Annotated in this window: 23 protein-coding genes and 4 pseudogenes; 17 read left to right on the top strand and 10 right to left on the bottom strand. The window is 67.4% G+C overall.

Features of this window, described 5'->3' with window-relative positions:
* Nucleotides 1-8 precede the first annotated feature (8 nt).
* The gene (locus IEZ17_RS05085; protein WP_189296782.1) at nt 9-728 is read right to left on the bottom strand and encodes an SDR family oxidoreductase; all 720 of its coding nucleotides are present in this window, start codon (nt 726-728) and stop codon (nt 9-11) included.
* Nucleotides 725-1,507 carry an IspD/TarI family cytidylyltransferase gene (locus tag IEZ17_RS05080; protein ID WP_189296780.1) on the bottom strand — a complete coding sequence of 261 codons (783 nt, stop codon included), beginning with the start codon at nt 1,505-1,507 and terminating at the stop codon, nt 725-727. Before IEZ17_RS05080 ends, IEZ17_RS05085 begins: the two co-directional genes overlap by 4 nt.
* Nucleotides 1,508-3,145: 1,638 nt before the next feature.
* Here IEZ17_RS05080 and IEZ17_RS05075 point away from each other — a divergent pair.
* Complete coding sequence (locus IEZ17_RS05075; protein WP_189296778.1) at nt 3,146-3,727, top strand: DUF6232 family protein; 582 nt, start codon at nt 3,146-3,148, stop codon at nt 3,725-3,727.
* Nucleotides 3,727-4,089, top strand: a complete 363-nt coding sequence (locus tag IEZ17_RS05070; protein ID WP_189296776.1) for a hypothetical protein — start codon at nt 3,727-3,729, stop codon at nt 4,087-4,089. Before IEZ17_RS05075 ends, IEZ17_RS05070 begins: the two co-directional genes overlap by 1 nt.
* Before the next feature lie 1,057 nt (nt 4,090-5,146).
* On the opposite strand, the gene IEZ17_RS05065 is transcribed toward IEZ17_RS05070, so the two are convergent.
* Complete coding sequence (locus tag IEZ17_RS05065; RefSeq protein ID WP_189296774.1) at nt 5,147-6,253, bottom strand: hypothetical protein; 1,107 nt, start codon at nt 6,251-6,253, stop codon at nt 5,147-5,149.
* Nucleotides 6,254-6,316: 63 nt separating this feature from the next.
* Here IEZ17_RS05065 and IEZ17_RS05060 point away from each other — a divergent pair, with 63 nt between their 5' ends.
* A complete protein-coding gene (locus tag IEZ17_RS05060; RefSeq protein ID WP_189296772.1) occupies nt 6,317-6,670 on the top strand; it encodes a hypothetical protein in 354 nt (117 codons plus the stop codon).
* A 46-nt stretch (nt 6,671-6,716) separates the two neighbouring features.
* On the opposite strand, the gene IEZ17_RS05055 is transcribed toward IEZ17_RS05060, so the two are convergent.
* A complete protein-coding gene (locus IEZ17_RS05055) occupies nt 6,717-7,100 on the bottom strand; it encodes a hypothetical protein (RefSeq protein WP_189296770.1) in 384 nt (127 codons plus the stop codon).
* Between the two features lie 309 nt (nt 7,101-7,409).
* Between IEZ17_RS05055 and IEZ17_RS05050 the strand changes: the two genes are divergently transcribed.
* Nucleotides 7,410-8,033, top strand: a complete 624-nt coding sequence (locus tag IEZ17_RS05050; protein ID WP_189296768.1) for a response regulator transcription factor — start codon at nt 7,410-7,412, stop codon at nt 8,031-8,033.
* Between the two features lie 56 nt (nt 8,034-8,089).
* Here the strand turns inward: IEZ17_RS05050 and IEZ17_RS05045 are convergent, their stop codons facing one another.
* Complete coding sequence (locus IEZ17_RS05045) at nt 8,090-8,923, bottom strand: ABC transporter permease (RefSeq protein ID WP_229851874.1); 834 nt, start codon at nt 8,921-8,923, stop codon at nt 8,090-8,092.
* Complete coding sequence (locus IEZ17_RS05040; RefSeq protein ID WP_373299727.1) at nt 8,920-9,861, bottom strand: ABC transporter ATP-binding protein; 942 nt, start codon at nt 9,859-9,861, stop codon at nt 8,920-8,922. Before IEZ17_RS05040 ends, IEZ17_RS05045 begins: the two co-directional genes overlap by 4 nt.
* Nucleotides 9,862-10,083: 222 nt before the next feature.
* On the opposite strand from IEZ17_RS05040, the gene IEZ17_RS05035 reads away from it, so the two are divergent.
* The 4 genes from IEZ17_RS05035 to IEZ17_RS05020 all read left to right on the top strand — a co-directional run bounded on the left by IEZ17_RS05035 (nt 10,084) and on the right by IEZ17_RS05020 (nt 11,705).
* Entirely contained in the window at nt 10,084-10,551 is a 468-nt protein-coding gene (locus IEZ17_RS05035; protein WP_189296766.1) for a hypothetical protein, read from the top strand.
* A complete protein-coding gene (locus IEZ17_RS05030; protein WP_189296764.1) occupies nt 10,548-10,889 on the top strand; it encodes a transcriptional regulator in 342 nt (113 codons plus the stop codon). The genes IEZ17_RS05035 and IEZ17_RS05030 overlap by 4 nt, the downstream gene beginning before the upstream one ends.
* A 214-nt stretch (nt 10,890-11,103) precedes the next feature.
* A complete protein-coding gene (locus IEZ17_RS05025; RefSeq protein ID WP_189296762.1) occupies nt 11,104-11,247 on the top strand; it encodes a hypothetical protein in 144 nt (47 codons plus the stop codon).
* Entirely contained in the window at nt 11,244-11,705 is a 462-nt protein-coding gene (locus IEZ17_RS05020; RefSeq protein ID WP_189296760.1) for an SUKH-3 domain-containing protein, read from the top strand. Before IEZ17_RS05025 ends, IEZ17_RS05020 begins: the two co-directional genes overlap by 4 nt.
* Nucleotides 11,706-12,221: 516 nt before the next feature.
* Here IEZ17_RS05020 and IEZ17_RS05015 read toward each other — a convergent pair.
* Nucleotides 12,222-12,728 carry a hypothetical protein gene (locus IEZ17_RS05015; RefSeq protein WP_189296758.1) on the bottom strand — a complete coding sequence of 169 codons (507 nt, stop codon included), beginning with the start codon at nt 12,726-12,728 and terminating at the stop codon, nt 12,222-12,224.
* 150 nt (nt 12,729-12,878) lie between these two features.
* Here IEZ17_RS05015 and IEZ17_RS05010 point away from each other — a divergent pair.
* Together IEZ17_RS05010 and IEZ17_RS05005 are read left to right on the top strand one after the other, a co-directional pair.
* Nucleotides 12,879-13,599: pseudogene (locus IEZ17_RS05010) on the top strand (transposase).
* Nucleotides 13,600-13,792: 193 nt separating this feature from the next.
* Nucleotides 13,793-14,473 carry an SCO2207 family protein gene (locus IEZ17_RS05005; protein WP_189296756.1) on the top strand — a complete coding sequence of 227 codons (681 nt, stop codon included), beginning with the start codon at nt 13,793-13,795 and terminating at the stop codon, nt 14,471-14,473.
* Between the two features lie 12 nt (nt 14,474-14,485).
* On the opposite strand, the pseudogene IEZ17_RS05000 reads toward IEZ17_RS05005, so the two are convergent.
* From IEZ17_RS05000 to IEZ17_RS04990, 3 genes and pseudogenes are all read right to left on the bottom strand, one after another.
* A pseudogene (locus IEZ17_RS05000) lies at nt 14,486-15,059 on the bottom strand (alpha/beta fold hydrolase); the annotation flags it as partial.
* 59 nt (nt 15,060-15,118) lie between these two features.
* Nucleotides 15,119-15,793, bottom strand: a complete 675-nt coding sequence (locus tag IEZ17_RS04995) for a hypothetical protein (RefSeq protein ID WP_189296754.1) — start codon at nt 15,791-15,793, stop codon at nt 15,119-15,121.
* Between the two features lie 812 nt (nt 15,794-16,605).
* On the bottom strand, nt 16,606-16,860 hold the full coding sequence (locus tag IEZ17_RS04990; RefSeq protein WP_189296752.1) for a hypothetical protein: 255 nt from the start codon (nt 16,858-16,860) through the stop codon (nt 16,606-16,608).
* Nucleotides 16,861-17,080: 220 nt separating this feature from the next.
* On the opposite strand from IEZ17_RS04990, the gene IEZ17_RS42015 reads away from it, so the two are divergent.
* The 7 genes and pseudogenes from IEZ17_RS42015 to IEZ17_RS04965 all read left to right on the top strand — a co-directional run.
* The gene (locus IEZ17_RS42015) at nt 17,081-17,926 is read left to right on the top strand and encodes a hypothetical protein (RefSeq protein WP_229851871.1); all 846 of its coding nucleotides are present in this window, start codon (nt 17,081-17,083) and stop codon (nt 17,924-17,926) included.
* Nucleotides 17,923-18,297, top strand: coding sequence for a winged helix-turn-helix domain-containing protein (locus IEZ17_RS04980; protein ID WP_229851866.1), 375 nt, complete (start codon nt 17,923-17,925; stop codon nt 18,295-18,297). The genes IEZ17_RS42015 and IEZ17_RS04980 overlap by 4 nt, the downstream gene beginning before the upstream one ends.
* Nucleotides 18,298-18,308: 11 nt before the next feature.
* Nucleotides 18,309-18,458: pseudogene (locus IEZ17_RS42010) on the top strand (aldo/keto reductase); the annotation flags it as partial.
* A gap of 48 nt (nt 18,459-18,506) precedes the next feature.
* Nucleotides 18,507-19,556, top strand: a complete 1,050-nt coding sequence (locus IEZ17_RS04975) for an outer membrane protein assembly factor BamB family protein (protein WP_308427592.1) — start codon at nt 18,507-18,509, stop codon at nt 19,554-19,556.
* Between the two features lie 551 nt (nt 19,557-20,107).
* Nucleotides 20,108-20,305: pseudogene (locus IEZ17_RS44365) on the top strand (hypothetical protein); the annotation flags it as partial.
* Nucleotides 20,306-20,648: 343 nt separating this feature from the next.
* Complete coding sequence (locus IEZ17_RS04970; protein WP_189296748.1) at nt 20,649-20,852, top strand: cold-shock protein; 204 nt, start codon at nt 20,649-20,651, stop codon at nt 20,850-20,852.
* A gap of 87 nt (nt 20,853-20,939) precedes the next feature.
* The coding region (locus IEZ17_RS04965; RefSeq protein ID WP_189297004.1) for a DEAD/DEAH box helicase at nt 20,940-22,511 on the top strand (1,572 nt) is incomplete at its 3' end.

Here is a 22,511-nt window from a genome sequence, read left to right as displayed (position 1 = left end):
CGGCGGTGTCAGTTCTCGGACATGGCGCTGCGCATACTCCACAACAGGGTCCTCATGGAAGCGGGTTGGGCGAGCGCGTAGGCAATGGCATCGGCTACGTCCTCGGCCCGCATCATCGTCCTCAGCTCGGGCATATCGGGGAATCGCCCCTTGCCCATGGCGAATTCGGTGTCGGTGGCGCCGGGGCACAGCGCGGTGACGCGAACTCCCTTGGGCCGCAGTTCCCGGTCGAGCGATCCGGCGAGGCCGACGACAGCGTGCTTGGTGGCCGCGTACACGGCCTCGTCAGGACGGCCCCGCAGACCGGCCACGGAACTGACCAGCACGATGTCGCCGCCCTGGTCGGTCAGCAGCGGGACGGCCTGGCGCACGGACCAGACGGTCCCCGTGAGGTTGGTGTCGATGACCTCCTCGACCTCCGTGTCGGAGAGATCCAGGATGCCGCCGTACGCCCCCACACCGGCGTTGGCGATCAGACAGTCGACGCGTCGGAACGCGTCCACGGCACAGGCGAAGAGGTCCGCCACCTGGCGCGGTGAGCGGATATCAACCTCGGCCCAGGCGACTCGCTCGTTGCCCAGCTCGTCGGCGATGGTCTTGAGGCGGTCGCCGCGCCGGGCGCCGAGCACCACATGGGCGCCGAGCGCGTGCAGCCGGCGCGCGGTGGCCGCGCCGATGCCGGAGCTGGCACCGGTGACCACGGCCACCTTGCCCTGCAGATCCCTCATGTGCCGGCCCCCCGCTCCACAAGCGCCTTCGCAGCATGGGCGTGGAACGCTTCGGCCAGCGCCAGGTCGTACTCGTAGGTGATCTTGAAGTTGGCGGCATCGCCCGGTGAGGTGGCGACGGCGCCCCCGAAACGGCTGATCATGCCGGCGTCGTCGGTGCATGCCGCGCCGTCCTTCGCCGCGGCCTCGTAGGCGGCGGCCAGGCAGCGGCGGTGGAACAGCTGGGGCGTCTGCGCGGCCCGTAACAGACTTCTGTCGAAAGGTTTCTTCAGGAGCGGTCCCTCGCCGCGCAGATGCACGCTGTCAACCAGCGGCAGCGCAGGGACGATTCCGCAAGGGCCCAGGCCGGGCCGCGCGTCCCGGGCCGCCGTGCGCAGATCTTCCAGCAGGCGGTCGATCGTGCCGGGCGGAGTGAAAGGGCGGGCGACGTCCGTGACGGCGACGCAGTCCACCTCCGGGGGGAGCGCCGCGACGCCCGCGTGTCCGCTGTCCTGCCGGGTTGCGCCTCCGGGTGTGACCCGGATTAGTACGGCCGGGTTTATGGAGTCGGCCAATTCCTGGAAGTCGGCGACCATATCGTCCGGCGCGGTCACCACAACGGTGTTTACGCTGGCATTGGTGGCCATGGAATCGAGGACGTGCAAAAGCAGCGGCCTATCGCCCACCCTGATGAGGGCTTTGGGGCCGAGACCGAGTCGTTCGCCGTGTCCGGCGGCCAGCACGACAACCCCTGTCTGTAAGGGCATGTCGAGCGAATGTGGATGCTGATGAAGTGCCATGTCCCCCGCCGTTGAATGGCATTCCCGTACCGTCACCCCTTCGAGGGGTAGATTCGGCGAGCGTAGCATGAAGCAGAGATGAACGGCGGGTGAATTTCAAGTGTCCGTTTGGCGGCGTTCGCTCCCTGTTGGGGGTGAATTGGCGCGCCGCCTTGCCCTCGAAATACTCCCGGCCCAAGGTAATAAGTTCGTCATGCGAAAGCCAAAACCGGGGCGTGGTCTCCGATGGTGAATCCCGTAACGGCCGGTAGCAGAAAACATGCGGACCGTGCCCGGCTGTTACGGGTGTGAGGACCCCTGCGCCGTGCTGTACCTCAGGACGCCTGAGTTGTTGTAGAGCTCCTTGGCGACATCGCCGGAGTACGGGCCGAACATGTTGCCCGGCAGAAACTGGTTGCCGAAGCTGTTCCCGTTTGATCTTCTCGGACGTACCCATGAATTGACTGAACAGTTCCAGACGCTGTTGGCGAAGCCAGTGGTCATGTTCAAACCGCGCTTGGTCCGCTACCGCGGTTCTTCACCACGTGGCCGGCCGTCAGGACAAGACGAGGCGTCAGGAGATAGCCACTGCCCTGACGGGCGCCGAGTACGGCGGCGATGCGCATGCGTTCCGGTCCCACGGTCCGACCGTAGGGTATGCACCCAGGCCTCGTCAGGGGGTTGGCTCGCCAGGGCTGGTGTTGCCTCGATGCCGACCGTGATCCACCCCTGTAGTGGCCACACACGGTCGCCATCAGGTGATCGGCGCCGAACTCGGCGCCGGTGAATCTGTCCGTGAACGCCTTCCGGAGCATCGCGCCCTTGGCCCAGCGTCGGCAGCGCCGAGGAGTCCCCACAACCTGAAGTCGTCGTACTTCTCCTCTCCTGCGGAGGAAGCCCATGGCCAGCAGGTCGGGGGCGCCCTTGCCGTAGGCTTTCGCGAGCCGTGGAGCTCCTCGGTGGAGGCGATGAAATCATCGGCGGGCCCATGCAGACAAGCGGTTGTAGACGCCCGCCAGTTGCCCGGCCGTACCTCTCCGGCAAGTGGACCTACTGCGGGCGCGGTGCGCCGGGTCGGGGTGGAAGGGGCTGGCAGCTACGATGCGTCCCTGTCCCGCTCTCTGCTGGCCCAGCAGGTCGAGGTGTTCGACGTGAAGCGGCCCGACCGGATGGCCCCGCCGCCGACAGGGGAAGTCAGCGAGCGTTGGGGAGCGGGAGGCTTTGGGCCGTGGGCTCGGGAGGGTGGCCTTGGCCGCAGGTTCGAGCCCCCGGCAGGATCCGAACCTGCGACACCTGCCGGGGCGGCTGCCGGCCATGGTGCGTGCTCGTCGGTTCGGCGCCTGTCAGTGCCAGGCGGCAGAGCGACCCCGACCGTCGGCCGAGGCTGGGTACCACGGCGTGACGCCAAGTCATTGGGCGTCAACTCCCTTCTGTTGTAATACTTTTCCTGACAGAAGCGCTTGCGTGAGTGAGACGCGACGAAGTGAATCGACTTCACTCGGCAAGGTTGACCAGGGGGCTCGTGTGACGTCAGCAGATCCAACGGGAGAGGCGTGGAACACGTCTGCCGACGCCGTACTCACACCCGCGGGCTCGCCGCCCGCCGTACCGCCGGAGCCACCGGCCGCCCCGCCCCCCGCCGCAGACCCTTATCCTGATGTGCCACCGGCGGCCTCGGCGCAGCGGGTCATCGGGGTCAGCCTGCGGGTGAGCAGGCGGCTGCTCTGGGTCGGTGACGCCTATTACCCGCTCCAGAACATCGCCCGGGTGTACACGCTCACCATCCATCCGCGGCGCAAGGACGCCGTCCTGCTCTTTGTGAAGCGGCTGCTGATCACCGGGGCGGTGCTGACACTCCTCGGGCTGCTCGCAGTCCTGATCGACTCGTCCAGCGGATTCGGAAGCAGCGGCAGCGGCGGTTCCCCCGGGCTCACCGCTCTCGTCGTGATCGGCGCGGGTGCGGCGCTGGTCTATTCCCTCGTAGAGATGCTGAAAGTACTCGGCGCGCCGTCACACTTCGTCCTGGCCGTCGAGACGTCCGGACCTTCCACCGCCGTGGTGACCAGCCCCGACCGGGCCCAACTGAGGCGGCTCGCCCAGCAGATCGCCGACGCGATCGAGAACCCGAAGGCGGAGTTCGAGGTGCGGGTGGACACCATCACGATCAGCCCCAAGCACTATTACTTCGGAGACAACGTCAACATGTACGGCGGCACCGGCAATGTAGGGATGGCGAGTTGATGAGCGGCGGAGACCAGCACTACTACTTCGGCGGCGGCGACCACGTCACCATGCACGGTGGCTCGGGCAACGTCGGCATCGACAAGCGTGTCACCCCGGCCCAAGAGCTGCCCGAGGCTGTCCGAGAGGCCCTCCACCAGCTCCTCGCCCTGGTCCAGGAGCTGCGCGCCCAGGTCCCGACGGCCAGCGCCGACGCCCTCGACGACGCGCTGCCGGCACTCCGCACCGAGTCGGACGTCCAACCGCAGGAGCGGCACCGCGCTCTGCTCGCCGTCGCGGGCATCGCCGCGACCATCGGCGGGCTCGGCGTACCGATCGTCGAGGCCGTCAACAAGGTCCTCGAACTCATGGGCGCGCAGTGAGCCTACGGGCAGTACGCCCCACTCACCCGACGCCAACTCGCCGACACCGTACGGCTCTCGTACGGCAAGTGCGCGCGGAGTAGCGATGCGAGGCCGTCTGCACGAGGACCTCGCCGCCGCTCATTCCCGAAGTCCTCGTCGACGGAGACGAGACCAAGCTGATCCGCCACCGGCAGACGATCGACGAGCTGCTGGCACCGGAGCTCGATCCAATCGTCTGCCCCGGGTGAGCCGTCAACACCTTCATAACAGTGCGTACATGGAGATCACCGCCGCAGGCGGCATCTGTCGTTGCCCCCCCCGCGATGCGCACAGTCCTCCGGCGAGATGGACTCGTCGTACGGAGCCGAATTCCGGTGGATGTAACGGACGTAGAGCGGAAGGCGCCCTGACGCTGCCGCAGTCTGGGAGGCATGAGCAAGGGCGAATGCAACCGCATCAAGATCCGCGTCCGCACCGCCACGGCCTTCGAGGCCCAGATCGAGGGCCGCTACCGCGGCGGACCCCCGACGCCCCTACGGCTACCGCATCGCCGACGCGGGCCCGCACCCCAACCCGGCCCAGGCTGCCAACGGCAAACGCCCCCACGCCTCGAACCAGACCCTGACGCCGCCCCATCGTGGTCCTCTCCTTTCCCAAATACCTGCGCGCCAGTGGCCTATACGCCATCGCCGAGGGCCTGACCCGTGACGGCACCCCTGTCCCTCGGCCGCCCACGACCGCGCCCGCAACCGCGACCGTCCAGCGGAGGGGCTTCCATAAGCGGATGGACAGCCAGTCGATAAGGGCAAGTAGGGCGAGGCCAGTTCTTCCCTTCAGATGGGGGCCGCTTCCGGCTCGCCGCCGCCTTGCAGGCGTCGGACCTCTCGCTGATCACTGGGGCAATTCCGAGGTGGTTCAACGAGCTGGCGATCTGGACCAGTTCGTGGACTCCATACCAATTAGCAACCGCCCGGGCGATGCGTGTCATCGCCACCAGTCCGCCCGCCCCACTGGTCCTGCCTGCTCGCGCCCACATGGCAGACCCCCTACTTCGGTCCGGCTCTGCATTCAACAGTCACATCTGGTCGCCACTACCGATCAACTCGGCCAGATCAGGGTGGCGGGCTGCCCATGCTCCGACCGCGTCCATAAGAGCTTGCCACTGCTTCGGGCTGGGCCGTCGTCGTGTTCTGGCGCTTGGCATCATGAATCGGTGCAGGTGTTTGGGCACTGCCAGCAGGCAGCTGGCCTGTGCCTCGGCGCGACGTAGGCGCCGGTCGAAGGTCTTGTCCCAGCCCGCGTCGATGGCCAGGAACTGCCGGCGGATCGCGATCATGCACGGGACCGCTGTCGAGAGTTGGCCCGGATTCGCAGTGAGTACCCTCTTGACCACCAGGCTCAGCGCGGGCCACTGCAGGGATCGGTCAAGTCGCGAACCGAGGTAGGAGAGCGTCTCCGCGTAACGGAGCACAGCCCTCAGGCAATCCCGCCCCTGCTCGATCTCGGCGCTTCCAGCGTGAGTCACGGCGGCGCGCACTGCATCGAGGTCCAGGAACGCCAGGTCGTGGGCCGTGAGGGTGTCGTCGAGGTCGAATCCGAGGTTGTCGATCGTGTCGATAACGTCGTCGTCGCTCGGTGAGCCCCCTTGCAGCAGCGTGAACATCACTGCCAATCCGAGCCGTATCTGCTCTGCGGCATCAGCGCAGGAACGGCCGCCGTGCTTGTTCGCTAGCTTGAGCGCCTCGATCCACAACCGTAGTGACTGGGGCCTGCTGGCCCGGCCGACTATGGCGTTTGCGAGTTGCTTCGCGTGAGCGACGTTCTTGTAGCCGCGCACGCTCGGGTCGAGAAGGCCGAGGAGGGCAAGGTAGCTGGCCCGTAAGTGCTCGATCTCGACGAACCGGCCTGACCACCACAGCCTGATGCGCACTTCATCGAATGAGGTCTTCGGACCAGGGAACAGGAGGGGGCCTGCTTCTAGCAAGGCCCGCACCGCGTCGGCTTGGTCAGTGGCGTCCGGCGGATGCGCGGAGGACGACCCCGGCACCCCTGACGGGTGCGACTGCGCAGGAGAACGCAGGCATCCCTCATCACGCCATCGTTCGATCTGACGTGGGGACACCTGGATCTGCTCGGCCAACTCGCGGTCGGCTCGGCTGTAGTCGCGAGGCATGTTCAGCAAGCCAACAGCATGTACCCGTGATCATGTAGGAGTTTGAGGACACCGGATTGCCAACCTGGATGCATGAGCGAACGCCGCGTACTGAATGTCCGACCCGCAGCTTTGACCGCCAGCCTGGTCGTCGGCTTCGGCCACCCGCCCGTGATTGCAGTGGTCGGTTTGCTGTTCCTTGCCGGCGCCGTCGTTGCTGCCTTGCTGCTCGGCATCGACGATCGGACGGTTCCTCAGCGAATCCTGTTGGCAGCATGTGTCCTGTTGCACCGCGACCCTCGCACCGCACTGTTGCCCGGTGGAGGGGCGAACTGCTGCCACGCCAGCGGCAATCAGCCCCGAGTCGAGTGCGAGCGGCCGAGCGCCGGCGCTCTGGTCTCTGAGGATCGCGATCAGGGAGGACCCGCCGGCGCCCCTCCCCTGTAGGAAAACCCGCAAGCGCCAGAGACACCGGCTCCGTGCCGGTCGCGGTCTACGACCTCAGAGACCGGACCAGGGTAGTTGCCGCCTTCATCCCCAGGCCCGGCCGCGCGGCCCGGAGCGCTTGAATTGCCTTGATCTCCTTGGCTTTTGGATCGACTCCGGCAACGGCAAGCGCCTTCCGAGCCCACTCTTCCGTGGCAGGGGACCGGTCGGCGGAGATGAACTCGTCCACAATGTCGAGCGCCCTTCGCAAACCAGGACGTTCCGACTCATCGGCATCATTGAGTGCATCCTGGATGGCGCTTCTGATGGGCTCGAGGTCGGGGGGTGACGGACGGTTCGGTAGCGGCAAGTAGATCACTGACGGAAACCCTTTCATTTGAGGCGAGTACCCGGCATGATGCCGACCTTTCAATCGTTCCAGCTCAAGCACGGCAATACATGGCGCATTTTCGCCTGTGACGCTGAGGGTTACTCTTGGTATATACCTGCGAAGTTCAGGCGATCACGGTGGAATGGTCATGTCCGACTCATTATGATCGGGGAGACTGTTTTCCGACTCGTTGTGATCGAGGGGGGCGATTCCGGCTCATTGCGTTAGAGCGGGTGGGTCCTGATCGGGCTGAGTCGCATGCAAGGGTCCAGTGGACCTCGGGGGGAAATGTTTAACGTGGAACCTTTTCTTGGTGATATCGATACGGCATCAGCGGAAAGATGCCAAGGTGGCGTCCACATACGCCGCTTGAGCAGCCCGGAGGAAATACGCGAACAGATCGAGGACCTGGCCTTCGCCACCCATCATGAAGTACTTGCTGCCCTCCGGCTGGACCGGCTGACTCCGGATCGCCTTGAGCTTCATGAATACCTGACGTTCCGTTGGCTCCGACGGCGTGTGGCAATACGCTATCTGTTTGACTCCGCCGCGCTGGATGATGCTTCGACTCGCGCATACATCCGCCAGATCAGCGCGGCCGGAGCAGAGATCAGAATCGCGGCAGACCTCAAGAGCAACCTGCTGATCTGCGACAACCGTTCAGCCCTCCTTTACACGAACCCGGAAGACCCTGAGGGCGGCGCCGTGATCACGAAGGAGTCCGATCTGGTGGTGGTGCGGGGTCTCTTTTCGCAGGCGTGGGAACAGGCCACCGGACTCGGGCAGCTCACGGAGGAGCGTCTCCGTCTGGCACCCGCCGACCAAGAGCTGCTGGCCCTCATTCTCAAGCCGGGAAAGGACCTCGCCCGGGCGCGTGAATTGGGCGTCTCGCTTCGGACGTTCCATCGGCGCGTGGCTGACCTCTACGAACGCCTCGGCGTGACGAGTCGAACCGAAGCCGCACTCATAGCACGGCAGTACATCAGCGCTTGACGGGGTCCCGGGGTGGGCCTGCACAGGCAATAGCCTGTGCAGGCCCGCCCGCTGCATCAGTAGGCCGTTTTGGCCACACGCTTCTGCTCGCGTTCCGAGAGTCGGCTGCCGGACTCGCGGCTGGTCATCCGGCGCAGCAACTGGGGAGCCAGGAGAAATCCCAGAACTACCCAGATGGCCAGTACCCCCATCATGGACAAGAGCTGCCAACTACCTGTCGGCTCCAAGACCTTTGCGGCGTCAGGAAGCAATGCGGAACGGACCCCCTGGGCAATCCACCGCAGCGGGAACACCGACGCGAAGTCCTGCACCCATGACGGCAGGTTCCGCAGCGGCGCGAAGGCGCCAGAGATGAACATCAGGCCCATGACGGGAAGCATGTAGAGAGCCAGGGCCTCCCGCGCCGCAGGAAGCACCGCTCCGATGGCCGCGCCCATCGGCACCACGGCAGCGATGCCCAGGAGTACCACCCAGCACAGAGTGAGCCACTGCCCCGGACCGCTCGGGAGATCGGCTCCCAGCAACGTCGCGCCGCCGACGATCAGCAACACAACCGAGGCAATCAAGTTGACCAGGACGAAGAGTGTTTTGCCCGTCAGGTAGGACGTCATCGCTCCGGGTATGCCACGCAGTCGCAGCAGTGTCCCGTCCTCCCGGTCGCCGAAGAGAAACTGCGGCACCGTCATCAGGCCGAACATGACGATGGTCGAGGCGATGCCGCCGGCCAGGGACAGCTGGGTCATCTCGCCCTTGTGTCCTCCGGCCCGCCAGTAGCCGATACCCAGGAAGACCACGGGAGTCGTCAGATACGCGTAGAGGTCCTTGCGGGTGCGCAGGACCTGGCGCAGCTCGATGGCGCCGCGGTGCAGGCCGAGGCGGAATGCGTTCACGATGTCTCCGTACGGGCGGCGGTGAGGTCGGTTTCGGACCCTTCGGGAAGGTCGGTGCCGACCATGCCGAGGTAGGTGTCCTCAAGGGTTGGACGCCGTACCTCGATTCCGGGAATAGGGCCGTTGAACTGCTGGTGCAGCTCCCAGAGGGTCTGTGACGGGTCCGCGGTGAGCAGCCGTTGTGTCACTCCGTCCTCGTCCGTCCAGCGGACCTCGGACCGGGCGCTGGCCGCCGCCGCGAGTTCCTCAAGCGTGCCGAGTGCGGTGAGGCGACCGGACTGGAGGATGCCGATGCGATCGGCGAGCTGCTGAGCCTCGGTCATGTCGTGTGTGGTGAGCACGATGGTCATGCCGCGTTCGTTGCGCAGTTCCGCGATCAGCTCGTGGAAGTCGCGGCGTGCCTCGGGATCGAAGCCGGTTGTCGGCTCGTCCAGGAAGACCAGCTCGGGGCGGCCGACGATGCCCATGGCGACGTCGAGCCGCCGGCGCTGGCCGCCGGAGAGCGTGCTCAGCGGCTGATATGCCTGTGCCGTGAGTCCCACCCGCTCCATCAGCTCGGCTGCGTCGAAGGGGTCGGCGTAATGCCGGGCGAAGTGGTCGAGCATGTCCCCGACCTGCCAGCGGCCGTGATCCCGACTGGACTGGAGCACGATGCCGATGCGCGCCCGCCAAGAGGGGTCGCCCCGCTCGGGATCCCTCCCGAGCACCTCGACGTCGCCTGCGGAACGGCGTCGGTAGCCCTCGAGGATCTCGATCGTGGTGCTCTTGCCGGCTCCGTTGGGACCGAGCAGCGCGAACAGCTCCCCCCGGCGTACCTCGAGGTCCATCCCGTCGAGAACATCCCGCTGTCCGTACCGCATACGCAGTCCGGTGGTGCGTATCGCGAGGTCGTACGTCGTGCCGTCGGTCATCCGAACGGCGTCCGCAGTCACCGTCATGTCCCCTCCACCAGCCTGTCGTCGGTCCCCTTGCTCAACCCGTTGAACACAGGCATCTCCCCCCATTGCGCTTGCGGTCTTGTGTAACGGCGCGGCTGTGGGCGCGCCCGGCCGTGCTCTCCGCACCGGCCAGCATGCCTGCCACGCTAGTACTTGCCAGCTGGGAATGTAAATGCCACTATCTCAAATGACGTGTTGTACTGGTCTTTTGGAGGTTTACCGATGGATGACACACCCGCGACCAGCGCTGCCAGGGCCGCAGCGGCACTGCGCATCGCCGAGACGGCCCGTACAGCAGCCGCCCAACGGCCCCGCCCGCTGCCGTCGTGGTATCCGGCCGCCAACGGCCTCTTGTTCGCAGCCGGGTTCACACTGATCGGTCTCCAGTGGGTCGTCACCACCGCCCCCTGGCAGCTGACAGCAGGCTGCCAACTCGCGGGCGCCGTACTGCTGGTCGTCCAGTGCGCCCTCGCCCAGCGGATCGAACGCCGCCCCGGAATCATCCAGACCGTCCCTCGGTTCATCAGTGGGCGACTTCTCACGACGGCGTACCTGGTTCCGCTCGCTCCGGCCGCCGTGCTGTGCCTCGCCTTCGGGCTGGCCGGCCTGTTCATCACCACGGGTGTCAGCGGTGGTCTGGTGAACTGGCTGCTGCTGCACCGGGAGCGCTCCATGACGGGCGCCGCATGAGCACCGGTCCACGCCCTCCCGCGCTCAACGAACTGATTCATCACCCCACCCGGCTCGCAGTGATGGCGTTTCTCTCGGGCTGCGCGGAGGCGGAGTTCCGTGCCGTCCAGGAGGGGTGCGCGGTATCCCAGTCCGCGCTGAGCAAGGTGGCCGCGGTCCTTGAGTCGGCCTCGTACATCAAGGTGCGTAAGGGCTACGTCGGGAAGCGGCCCAGGACGTGGCTTCGCCTGAGTGCTGCGGGCAGGACTGCTCTCACCGACCACCTGTCCGCGTTGCAGGCGATCGCGGCCGACGCGGCCGCATGGGGCGCATCCGTGGACTCTTCGGTCGGCGACTAAGAAGACGTCCCCCGGGCGCCTGGAGCGGCCGGAGGTGCATCCCGCACGTCATGTGCTTCTGCCGGGGCGCCAACGCTCCCACACGGAGTGCAGCATCTCCAACGTCGTGGGATCACCCATCGCGACTCCGCCGCGTAGCTCGTGCCGGCAGAGCTGCGCAGCCACCTCGGATACAAAAGATGGCCGTCCGGCGAACGTCTGCGGTGAACCACGAATGTTCACCAACGCGATCAAGGATGGCGCAGACCCGAAGAACATCGACCTGGTGACCATCAACACAAAGGGAAAGAAATTCCCCATGTGTGACAACTGCAAGACGTGGGTGCCCGGCTTCGGAGGAGAGGTCCTGACAGGATGAACAACACCCCTGACCGTCCAGCGGTTCAGCGGCTGCGCGCTGCCGTTGCGGGAGAGGCACGCATTGAGGCCGGTCCGCTGGACGTCGAGGTCGCCTGCCGCCGATACGCCGAAGAAGGCTACGAAGTCAGCTCTCGCCTGCGGGACTTCCTGGCCGACTACGGCGAACTCACCGTGATCTGGCCGTGGCGGCAGCGCGAAGTTGAACTCACGACCTCCGTAGAGAGGACCCTGGAGGCAACGCACGCCCTCCCCAGGAACGTTCGCATCGACGCAAAGCGCATCGGCCAGCCCGTCGTGCTGATCGGTACGGCCTGGGATACCGAAGACGTTGTGCTACTGGCCGACAATGATGACATTTTCATCTCCGGCGACGCCGGGATTCAGCGGATCGCCAACGGCTTCGAGAATGCCATCCGCGCCATCGGAACGGACAGCTGGGACAAAACCTTTTTCTGAGTCAAATGTCCTCCCGGGCGGGGCAACGGGGTACCGGTCAGCGGTCGTCCCTCGCGTGCCCGGGTCGAACGTCGGCTGACCACCGACGCGGGGGCGGCTGGACGGTGGCGCCAGGGTCGCAGCCGGGTAGACCCGCGACGCCGCTGACACCGCTCCGCCGGCCTCACGACCGCAGGGTCGTGACGGCGGAGCTGCGCTGCACGCCGCGACAAATCGGCCCCTGTACATCTTGCCAAGAACCCACTCATCGCTACGGCGCCGGCGGAAACCCTCTTTCTCCGGGTGTGGATCGGGTGTGCTGTGACGTGTGGTGATGGAGGTTCGTTGACCTTCCGGGACTCGTTCTCGGGGGGTGTGGCTCTGCGGCGGGTTGTTGTACGACTCGAAGCAGGAGTTGCTGATGCGGGCGTTTCCCGTGGTGCTGCCGTCCGGGCAAAAGTACTGGACGGTCCTTGACGACGACCTGGAGGCCGTCCCCCTTGCGGATCACATCTGCTCGGCGCACAGCTCGGCGGATCAAACAGACCGGCTGTCCTTCCAGTTGGGGTCCTTGGCCCACGCCAGGTCCTTGGGGATTTCCCTGCGGTCCGGGCTGCCGTTGGACTTGATCTCCAGGATCTGCTTTGTGCGCGTGTTGTAGGCGTCGAGCTTGCGCCGGTAGGTCTCGCCGGTCTCGGGGTCCTTGAACTCGACCTCCTTCTGGCAGATCCAGTCCGGTCCGACCAGCCCGTGATCCTTGATCACCTTCCGTTCGAAGGCCTTGCCGCGGGGGTCGTTCCCGGAGTTCGTGATGAACTTCGCATCCCGGTAGTCCTCGAACCTGGGGTAGTTGTCCTTCTGCTGGAGCCACCTCCACCAGACCCGGTCAGGCTGTGTCCTGGGGGCCTTGGTCAGCTTGGACAGTTCGGCTTCCTTGGCGGCGGACGGCGGCCCGAGGCCGTCCCACTCCTTGGCCGGATTGACGTACTCGTAGGTGTCCCATTGGGACTTCGCGCGGGAGGCGTCGAACTTGCGATCGCGCATGTAGCCGTCGTGCTGGTGTGGCTGCTGTTCTGGACATTCGTGAATCGCCTCCGCGGGCGAGGCGATCGACACGCCTCGATCTCGACAGTGGATGAGTCGCCTGGCAGGAGCCGTGCTGGTGGCCTTTGGGGTTCGAACAGCGGTGGCGAGCTGAGCCCGCGCTGCTTCGGCAAGCTGGTGACCGAGGTGCGCCGCCAGATCGCGGACGAGCCGCGGCGCGGGCGGCCGTGGGGCCTTCCGTTGGAGAATCGGGTGCTGCTGATTGCGGCGTACTGGCGCACGAACCTGACGTTGCGTCAGCTTGCCCCGCTCTTCGGCGTCTCCAAGTCCGCCGCTGACCGGATCACCGACCACATCGGCCCCAAGCTGGCGATCCAGCCGCGCCAGCGGTTCGCGAAAGACGCGGTGCTCATTGTGGACGGCACCCTGGTACCTACCCGCGACCACACGGTGGCCGAGCAGTCGAAGAACTACCTACCGTTACTCGACCAATCACCAGGTCGTCATCGACGCTGGCACCCGTCTCATCGTCGCGGTCGGCCGGCCGCTGCCCGGCAACCGCAACGACCGCTGAGCATGGGCGGAATCCGGCGCGAAGGACGCCGTCGGCAAGACGACGACCATCGCGGACGGCGGCTATCCCGGCACCGGCCTGGTCAAGCCGCGCCGCCGGACGAAAGGCCAGGCCGAACTCCCGTACTGGAAGCAGGAACACAACCGATCCCACAAGCAGGTTCGGGCCCGCGTCGAGCACGCCTTCGCCCGCATGAAGGGCTGGAAGATCCTGCGCGACTGCCGCCTCAAGGGCATCGGCGTACACCACGCCATGCTCGGCATCGCCCGCCTGCACAACCTCGCCATCACCGGGTGAGTGAGCCGCCTACCGGTCGGACATCCGCACGCTCACCTGATTGAAGATCAATTACGAGGCATCCCCTAGCACACTGGATGCTGCTGCCGCCGGGGTTTGCGGAGAGAGCAGCGATTCCAGTAGTCGCTGAGTCACCTCGTTCGGCATCTCGTACGTTGCGACGTACGTTCCCTTACCTCTTCAGGAGGCACGCATGTCGCACAGGAGAACTCTCGGCCCGAAGAAGACGCTCGCGCTGCTCGTCGCTGCCGCGGCCGTGGCGGGCGGCGGGGCCTTCGCGCTCGCCACCACGTCCAACGCCGCCCAGCCCGCGCAGCACGCGAAGGCGCTGTCGGCCGGGGACCCGACCGCCTGCCGGGGACTCGCCACCGCTCTCGGCAACAACGAGCGGTTCATCGCCGGGCAGCAGGCGAATCCGGACGCCCAGTCGGCGGCCCGGATCGCCAACCGGCAGGCGGTCGTCGCGCAGATCAAGGTCCAGCAGAAGGCGGCCGGTTGCACCGTTGGGGAGTCGGCTCAGGGCTCCCGGACGGGGCAGCAGCAGCCCGGTGGTGCCCAGGCGAGCGCACAGCCCTCGCAGTCCGCCGCCGGCGGAGGCGGTAGCGCCGGTGGTGCCGCCGCATCCGGTCGGCAGGTCTGCAACGGCTCCACCGTCACGCTCTCCGGCGAGGGCGGTGCCCCGGCCGCGTCCAGCGACCAGTTCCCGGCGGGGACGGCCCTGAAGGTCACCAACCTGGACAACAAGAAGTCCACGACGGTAAAGGTCACCTCGGTCTCAGGCAGTTGCGTCCTGCTCAACAACGCGGCCTTCGAACAGGTCCGGGAACCGGGAAAGTTCCTCATCCGCCACGCACTGATCGAGAAGGTGGGGTGAGGGCCGGGAGCATCAGGCGCCGGACAGGAACGCGGTGAGGCGACCGGTGAGGTCCGTCGGTGTGGACTGTGGGAGCCTGTGATGGGAGACGCCGGGCAGTACGGCGGTCTCGACGCGCGGCAGCGTCTCAGCGGCCCTCGCCGCTACTTCGTCCGAGATGGGCCCCTGCTCGAGCGAAGCCGAGAGCTTGCGGGAGGGTCCTGCTGTTCGCAGCCACGAGCAGCAGGACCGGCACCTCCAGCGCCCGCAGCACGTCCGGCGCCGGGCGTGGTCCGGTGACCGGCTTGAGGGCCGGGAAACCGGCTGCCGCCTCCTGCAAGGCGAGCCAGTCCGGGTCCAGGGGTGCTCCCCCGGCGGCCCCCGTCTCCCACTCCAGGAAGGCGCGGACCCGGCGGGGCGTGGGCCGCACCAGCATCGGCAGGGCGTGCAGCAGGTACGCCGCCTTGAACCCGGCGAAACACCGGGTCGGGTCCAGGAGGAACAGGCGGCGCACCCGGGCGGGCGCCCGCAGGGTGTGGTGCAGGGCGATCCAGCCGCCGTACGAGTGCCCGCCCAGGTCGGCCTCGCCGGCGCCCAAACAGTCGAGCTGGGGGGCACCTCCCACCGCCCTTAGTCAGGCTGGGGCGCAGCCGCTCGTTCGCGGCGTCACCGGCTGAGGCTGAAGGTCTTCCCCTGGTGGCTCTTCGCGGAGCAGGACGCCTGCTCCTGCGGGGTCATCTTGCGGCTCTTGACGACGACGGCGTTGCTCACACCGTCCGTGGCGTTGGGTGCGGGGCCGGTGACGGTGTCCGGGACGTACCAGTAGTAGTGGCTCCACTTGGGGCTGTCGTAGTGCGTCTGCCAGGTGCCCGAGACGGTCTGCATCACCTGGGCGCGGGAGATCCAGCCGACCTCGCCCGGCTGCACCGTCATGTTCAGGGAGCTGGACTCGGAGTGGGAACTCGACCAGGTGTGGCTGTAGTTCGCCGTCACGCTGAGGTCGATGATGTCCGCGATCTTGCCGCCCGTGGTGATGGACACGCCGACGGAGTCCGTGGAGCCCACGGTGTCGGACCAGGTCATCGACTGGGTCGCGGGCGAGGTACTGCAGTTGTAGAGCGAGTCGGAGACCTGGCGGAAGTCGCCGAGGTACGCCTTGCCGAGCACCGGGTCGTTGAAGCTGCACTTGCCCAGGCCGGAGGCGCAGTCGGCTATGAGCTCCTTACGGGTGGGGCCGCTGTCGGCGGCGGCGGGCAGGGCCATCGCCGCCACCATGCCCACCGCCGTCGCGGTCAGGGCCACCGCCCGGGCGCCGTGGCGCAGCGCTCTGTTCGTCACCATGTTCGTTCCTCTCGCTTCATACGTGGGGGAGGGGCGATTGATGCCAATGCGCTTGGAATCGCCGCCCGTTGAGGAAGAGACTGATGTAAACCCTTGCCCAAATGTACCAAGAATAGGCAAAGTTGTAGTTGATCGTTCAGTCACCCCCGCTGCGATCTGCCAGCAAGGGGTTTGCTACCTCGCAACCCGGCTGCGGGCCTGCCTGCCCCTCAAGCGATTGACTCGTACTCAGCCGCCAGGGGGCGCGCCCGGTCGGCCCCTCCTCGCCCCAGGCTGCGGCGATGACCACCACCGCCTTCGAGGAGTTGCACCATGGATGCCACCCGCGCCGACCGTCCAGCCGGAACGAGGCAGCCGACGGCGCGGTCATCCCGCTGCGCACGACCGCCCGCAAACCCTGCCCCGCCTACGCCCCCAGAGCAGGCAGGCCCGGCTGGTGTCGACCGACGACGCCTTGCGGCGGGCCCGCTCGTGCAGCTGCTCCAGGTCGGCCCGTACGCCCTGGTGGCCGGTTCTCGTGAACGGCTGCTCGCCGCGTGATCGCCTCAGTGCGGTGCCGACCATGGCGAACGAGAAAACCCTCGGGGGGTCGGCCGGCTGGGCGCTGCGACAGGCGGGCAACGCCGACAGGCCCGCCGGCCCTGAGCAGTGAACTCCGGGCTGGCGGGCCTGCCGCACACTCGGTTCGCGGTGCCCGGAGCCGGCTGCCCGGCCGAATCCGAATCAAGCCTTTGATGACACCCGCTCACATCCGCAGGTCTCATCACCTGGCCCGGACCGGCTCAACGCGCGGCACCTGACGCCTCGTCGGCCTACCGCCAGTCGTGGCGGGCGTGCCGCCATCCGCGGAAGCCGTCGCGGTCGTGCCGCCATCCCTCACCCCGGAAGCCCTCACCGCCGTGCCGCCATCCGTCACGGTCGTGGTGGTAGCGGTGGTGACGGCCGTGGTAGCCGTGGTGACGGCCGTGGTCGTAGCCACGGTCCGCGGCGGAAGCGGGAAGTGCGCCGACGCCGACGACCGCGACGGCCGCGAGCGCGGCGGCGGCGATGCGCTTGCTGTAGGACATGAAAGATTCCCTTCCTCGCGTAATCGGCGAGAGCCCCGCCGATTACGACACGGATCTGCCGGCTGGTCACCGGCAAAGGGAATCTTCCAGATCAATCACCCCAAAACCCCTTGCACACGCCGCAAGTTACCAATCCAGAACAATGGCGCATTTCTTCCCCGACGCTGTCTGACGCCAGCGCGGCATCGGCGACAACACCACAACGGCGCGCACCGCATCGATGGTGCTGCTCGCGCCGCTGTTCGGCCACGCCTCCCGGGCTAGGGACGGGGCGCGCAGCGTGCGGCTCTTTCCGCGAGCAGCGCTCGACGTGGGTGGTCCCCCGTACCGGCCGTCGGCAGCGGGGCCTGGCGACCTCGCCGCCGAGGGCTGCGGCATCGGCGGGATCGTCTCCAGTCAGCTCGGCCACAAGTACGCCGACGAGCTGTACGACTACCGGTGCGCGGTGCGCCAGTGGCCGGGGCAGCAGTGCCTGGCCTTCCTGGGGTCAGGGAAGGGCGGGGCGGCTCCGGACCTCCTTGCCACGGCCGTGTTCGCGGCGAAAACCCAACAGCTGGCGAACGCTTGCCGGAAAGTACTTGTCAGGTTGGAAAGTTCTTGTCAGTATGATGCGTGTCGAAAACATGAACGACGAGGGGGAATCGACATGGGGGAATACGCCTCAAGCGACGCGTCTGCCGCGCTGGCTCGCGCGGAGGAGCTGGGCTCCGTGGTCCGCAGAGGCACACGGTGGTTTGCCTGGTATCAGGTCGTGTTCGGCTGTGGTGCCGGGCTGCAGTTGCTCATCGTCGGGCTGCTGAAACCGGCGTACGCGGCGTCGTTCAGTGGTGTGGTCTTCGGTGCCGTCATGGCGGGATTGTGGGTGTACGTGGGCCGACAGCCCGTCGTCCGGCGGGGGTTCGGGACGCGGATCGCCATCATGGTCGGCGCCTGGGCGCTGCTCTATGCGGCGGTGCTGGTGCCCGGCTTCATCTGGTTCCAGGGTGTCGCAGGCTGGTGGATGCCAGGTGCGGTGGCGGTCGCCCTGCCCGGCCTGATCGGCGGATACCTGGAGGCCCGACGATGACGGACCCGCACGACGCGATCACGGCACCGCCGGACGTCGACGCAGCGACCGGAGCCGCCGCGCGCCCCGGTAGCCACCCGCGCCACGGGCTGGACGAGGTCATCCACGCCCCGGTCCGTTTCTCCATCGTGGCGACCCTGGCAGCCGCCGAGAAAGCCGAGTTCGCGTTCGTCCGCGATACGGTCGAGGTGAGCGACTCGGTCCTGTCACGGCAGGTCGCCACCCTGGAGAAGGCCGGCTATGTAGCGGTCACCAAGGGATACGTCGGCAAGCGTCCGCGCACCTGGCTCGCCCTCACGGCAGACGGCCGGGCCGTGTTCGCCGACCACTGCCGCGCCCTGCGCGCCATAGCGGGCGGTGGCGACGGCTGACGCCGGGCGGGAGCTTCGCCATCGTGGCGAAGCTGAACGAACTCGCCGCCGAGGAAGGCGTTACCGCCGGCCAGTTGGCGCTGGCCTGGGTGCAGCACCGGGGCGACGACGTCGTTCCGATTCCGGGCACCCGCCGCTGGGCGAACTATGCAGAAGACCTCCTGGGCCGAGTACCTCGCAGCAGGGCGCTCTGCTGGCCAAGAGGGCCAATGCCGCTGGAATTGATGCGCTTGCTGCAACGGGGACTTGCCAGGTCAACTGGGCGGATGATCAGGGAAACGCGGTGGGAGCGAGATCTCCATCAAAGGGGTTCCGCTTCGTCGTTCCTTGTGACGGAAGACCGCGTCGTCGTGCACGAGCGTCACACCCGCCTCGTCTGCTTGGACCGTGAAGACGGCTCCGTCCGCTGGGATGCCCCCATAGGCACAGGGCTGCGCGACCTCGTGACAGCCAACGGCCGTTGCCTGGTCCTGCCGCAGAGTCCCCACCAGCTGTCCTGCCTCGATCTCAGGACGGGGGCAGCGTTGTGGCACGTGGAGCTGCCTCGCCTCTCCGGGCATGTCGTCGCTTCCACAGACACTGTTCTCGTCGGTGGCTGGCGCGGCTACACCCCCCTGGCCGCGTTCGATCTCCGGGACGGGCGGCCTTTGTGGCAGACGCCGTTGCCTGCGCACACGGCGCTTCCAGTGTCGTGGGGCGGCGGTGTGCTGATGGGCCATGGTCCGGAGGCGTGGCTGATCGATCCACGCGACGGCAGTGAGATGGCTCGCTGGCAATTGCCCGAGCCATTGGCCGACAGTGAGCTTCGCCCGGTGTTCACTGCCGTCGGCCCTGATCACTGTCTCGCGCGCCTGGGCCCGCGGTCCTTGATGCGCCTTCAGTTATCAGGAGCTGCCGATGAGCTCATCCGCCATGACGTCGACTTGGTAGCTGAGGGTGCAGGGCTCGTCGGCGGCGTTGTGTGGTTGCGGGAGTCGCGCGCCGGCTATCTCGCCGCAGACCCCGACACCGGATCGACACTGTGGCGGGTGGATGTCGGACAGCCGCTGGTGAGCGGTGTGATGCGAGCAGATGGCGGGTTCGTCGTGGCCAGCGAAGGCGCACTCTTCCGCCTGCGACCGGACGGACAGATCGTGGAGAGATCGCCCCACTCACACAGGATCAGTGCCCTCCGAGCTCTTGGCGCTGGAGAGATGATCGTGACGACCAGAGGAACGCTCAAGGCGCTTGCTTTGGAGTCACGCCAGCCGGGTGAGTAGTCAGGAATGGTTCACGGCCGGAATACAGCCCCTCCGCCGGTAGAAAGCGGAACCATGCGATGACCGGGCTCAGCCCGTGGCTTCGGTCGACGGTCGGGAATCTCCAGCTCGCAGTCGCACCACGGTCGGGCCGACACCGCGTCACTGCCACCCGGATTCGTTGGCCGTCCGGGAGCCGGACCTCGGCCCGAGGGTAGGTGGGCTCGTGCTCGTCCATCGCACTGCGTCGGGTCGGGGGAGCCTGCGTGCTTGAGGGCCGACCTGGCGCGGGGCGTCGTTGCAGGTGTTCCAGTGTGGGTGGGTGAGCGACGGTGATCGCCGAGCGGATCGGTTGGGGGAGGGGGATGCCGATCCTCAAGGACCGGATCCGCGAGCTTCGCCCCGCCTGTGCTCCGGTCGACCCGGTGTCGCGGACAACGTATCGTCCGGGCAAGCTGGCCCAGTGCGACCTGTGGTTCCCCGACGTCGATATCCCGCCGGGCTGTGGACGGACCGGCCGGCCGCCGGTGCTGGTGATGGTCTCCGGCTATTCGCGGTTGATCACCGCCCGGATGCACTGGTCTGGGACAGCAGGCCGGCGAATGCGGCGAATTCCGAGGTCGGTCGGCCCCGGCCGGCGCCGGCTCTGTGGAGGCACTGGGGCGGTGGTGACCTGGCCGCAGGCCCAGATGGTGCTGCTGTCCGCGCAGGGCATGCCCGTGGCGAAGATCGCCGAGGTGACGTTCACCAGCGCGGACCGAGTCCGGGACCGCGGGCTCACCCCATGTGCCCGCATTCACCACCTCCGCGTACGCAGCTGTCAACGGCGGAACGATCGCCCTCGGCCACCCGCTGGGGCCGCCGGCGGCCGGTTCGGGCCCCGGACCGTGTACGAAGGCGACAGCCAGGCGAACGTCACGATCATCGAAGGCCCTGAGGAGCGGCGCGCGCCTCGATGATCCACCACGGGCCGCCGAGCCGTGCTACGGTCTCGGCGTTGCAGTTGTGGTACCCATGAACCTATGCGCGCCTGACAGGAATGTTTCTCCTTCAGGCGCATTATTTGTTTCCGGCATCTCCGGATGGGGCCTCTGCCTACAGAAGGAGAAGGTCATGGCACAGGGAACCGTGAAGTGGTTCAACGCCGAAAAGGGTTTCGGCTTCATCCAGCAGGACGGCGGCGGCCCCGACGTCTTCGCCCACTACTCGAACATCGCGACCCAGGGCTTCCGTGAGCTCCAGGAGGGCCAGCAGGTCTCGTTCGACGTCACGCAGGGCCAGAAGGGCCCGCAGGCGGAGAACATCGTCCCCGCCTGATCGTCGGACGCGTATCCGCTCACCGGGGTTCGCACCGTCATGGTGCGGACCCCGGTTTGTGCTGTTTCCAGGAAGGCAGATAACTGCATGCCCCGTAGGCCCCAGAAGTCGAACCGGCGCGCCTCGTCACCCCCACGGTCCGCGTCGTCACCGAGGGAATTCCGGCTGCCGGAAAGCACGACACCCACACTTCCCGCCGTCGAGGACTTCGACGGTCTGGACATGCCCGCGGGACTGCTGAAGACCCTCACCGCCCAGGGCGTGACCACCCCCTTCCCCATCCAGGCCGCCACGCTGCCCAACTCGCTCGCCGGCCGTGACCTGCTGGGACGCGGACGCACCGGCTCCGGCAAGACCCTCGCGTTCGGCCTGGCGCTCCTGGCCCGCACAGCCGGACTGCGCGCAGAGCCCAAGGCACCCCTCGCCCTGGTGCTGGTGCCCACCCGTGAACTCGCCCAGCAGGTGGCGGACGCGCTGACCCCCTACGCGACCGCAGTGAACCTCCGCCTGGCCGCCGTGGTCGGTGGGCTGTCCATCACCAAGCAGGCAGGTGCGCTCCGGCGCGGCGCCGAGGTGGTCGTGGCGACTCCCGGCAGGCTCAACGACCTCGTGGAACGCGGGGACTGCGTGCTCGACAGCGTGCGCATCACGGTGCTGGACGAAGCCGACCAGATGACCGACATGGGCTTCCTGCCACAGATCACCAAGCTGATCCAGCAAGTACGGCCCGACGGACAGCGCATGCTCTTCTCGGCCACCCTCGACCGCAACATCGACCGCCTGGTGCAGCGGTTCCTGACCGACCCCGTGGTGCACTCCGTGGACCCGTCGGCGGGAGCGGTGACCACCATGGAGCACCACGTGCTCCACGTCCAGGACGAGACCGACAAGAAGGCCGTCACCACGCGCATCGCGGCCCGTGACGGCCGGGTCATCCTCTTCCTCGACACCAAGAGGTCCGCGGACCGGCTCGCCAAGCGGCTCCTGGCCGTCGGCGTCCGCGCGGCGGCACTGCACGGAGGCCGCTCCCAGCCGCAGCGCAACCGCACCCTGGAACAGTTCAAGAACGGCCAGGTCACCGCCCTGGTGGCGACGAACGTCGCGGCCCGGGGCATACACATCGACGACCTCGACCTCGTCGTGAACGTCGATCCCCCCACCGACCACAAGGACTACCTCCACCGGGGCGGCCGCACGGCCCGCGCCGGCGGCTCCGGCAGCGTGGTCACGCTGGTCCTGCCCGCCCAGAAACGGGACGTCACCCAGCTCATGTCGGACGCGGGCATCCGCCCCCGGACGGCCCGCGTCACCTCCAGCGACGCGGAACTGGCCACCATCACCGGTGCTCGCGAGCCTTCCGGCGTGGCCGTCACCATCGAGGTCCCCCAGCCGGCGACACCGACGGCCTCCCGCCCGAACGGGAAGACCGACACCGAGCCCGGCAGGCGATCCGGCCGCCGACGCCGAAACGGCGGCGGGGCCAAAGCGGCGACAGGTGCAGCCACCAGGACGGGGAGCCGGGGCTCCGACCGCCGGGCCACCGCCGGGGAGACAGCGTCTGATGGCACCTCCGCAACCGGCGGCCGCAGTTCCCGCCGCCGGGCCGCGGCTGGTGCGGCGACCGGCAAGGTTGTCCGCGGATCCGGCGGACGGGCGGGG

The organism is Streptomyces albospinus (genome assembly GCF_014648695.1).
Taxonomy (GTDB): domain Bacteria; phylum Actinomycetota; class Actinomycetes; order Streptomycetales; family Streptomycetaceae; genus Streptomyces; species Streptomyces albospinus.
Note: the sequence above shows the minus strand (reverse complement) of the source record. Positions and strands in the feature narration are given on the sequence as shown.

Bases quoted from the DNA above. Each gene is read 5' to 3' on its own strand.
- IEZ17_RS05085 (WP_189296782.1), bottom strand. From the start codon at position 728: ATGAGGGATCTGCAGGGCAAGGTGGCCGTGGTCACCGGTGCCAGCTCC.
- IEZ17_RS05080 (WP_189296780.1), bottom strand. From the start codon at position 1,507: ATGGCACTTCATCAGCATCCACATTCGCTCGACATGCCCTTACAGACA.
- IEZ17_RS05070 (WP_189296776.1), top strand. From the start codon at position 3,727: ATGAGCGGCGGAGACCAGCACTACTACTTCGGCGGCGGCGACCACGTC.
- IEZ17_RS05060 (WP_189296772.1), top strand. From the start codon at position 6,317: ATGAGCGAACGCCGCGTACTGAATGTCCGACCCGCAGCTTTGACCGCC.
- IEZ17_RS05040 (WP_373299727.1), bottom strand. From the start codon at position 9,861: ATGACGGTGACTGCGGACGCCGTTCGGATGACCGACGGCACGACGTAC.
- IEZ17_RS05035 (WP_189296766.1), top strand. From the start codon at position 10,084: ATGGATGACACACCCGCGACCAGCGCTGCCAGGGCCGCAGCGGCACTG.
- IEZ17_RS05030 (WP_189296764.1), top strand. From the start codon at position 10,548: ATGAGCACCGGTCCACGCCCTCCCGCGCTCAACGAACTGATTCATCAC.
- IEZ17_RS05025 (WP_189296762.1), top strand. From the start codon at position 11,104: ATGTTCACCAACGCGATCAAGGATGGCGCAGACCCGAAGAACATCGAC.
- IEZ17_RS05020 (WP_189296760.1), top strand. From the start codon at position 11,244: ATGAACAACACCCCTGACCGTCCAGCGGTTCAGCGGCTGCGCGCTGCC.
- IEZ17_RS05015 (WP_189296758.1), bottom strand. From the start codon at position 12,728: ATGCGCGATCGCAAGTTCGACGCCTCCCGCGCGAAGTCCCAATGGGAC.
- IEZ17_RS05005 (WP_189296756.1), top strand. From the start codon at position 13,793: ATGTCGCACAGGAGAACTCTCGGCCCGAAGAAGACGCTCGCGCTGCTC.
- IEZ17_RS04995 (WP_189296754.1), bottom strand. From the start codon at position 15,793: ATGGTGACGAACAGAGCGCTGCGCCACGGCGCCCGGGCGGTGGCCCTG.
- IEZ17_RS04990 (WP_189296752.1), bottom strand. From the start codon at position 16,860: ATGTCCTACAGCAAGCGCATCGCCGCCGCCGCGCTCGCGGCCGTCGCG.
- IEZ17_RS42015 (WP_229851871.1), top strand. From the start codon at position 17,081: ATGGTGCTGCTCGCGCCGCTGTTCGGCCACGCCTCCCGGGCTAGGGAC.
- IEZ17_RS04980 (WP_229851866.1), top strand. From the start codon at position 17,923: ATGACGGACCCGCACGACGCGATCACGGCACCGCCGGACGTCGACGCA.
- IEZ17_RS04975 (WP_308427592.1), top strand. From the start codon at position 18,507: ATGCCGCTGGAATTGATGCGCTTGCTGCAACGGGGACTTGCCAGGTCA.
- IEZ17_RS04970 (WP_189296748.1), top strand. From the start codon at position 20,649: ATGGCACAGGGAACCGTGAAGTGGTTCAACGCCGAAAAGGGTTTCGGC.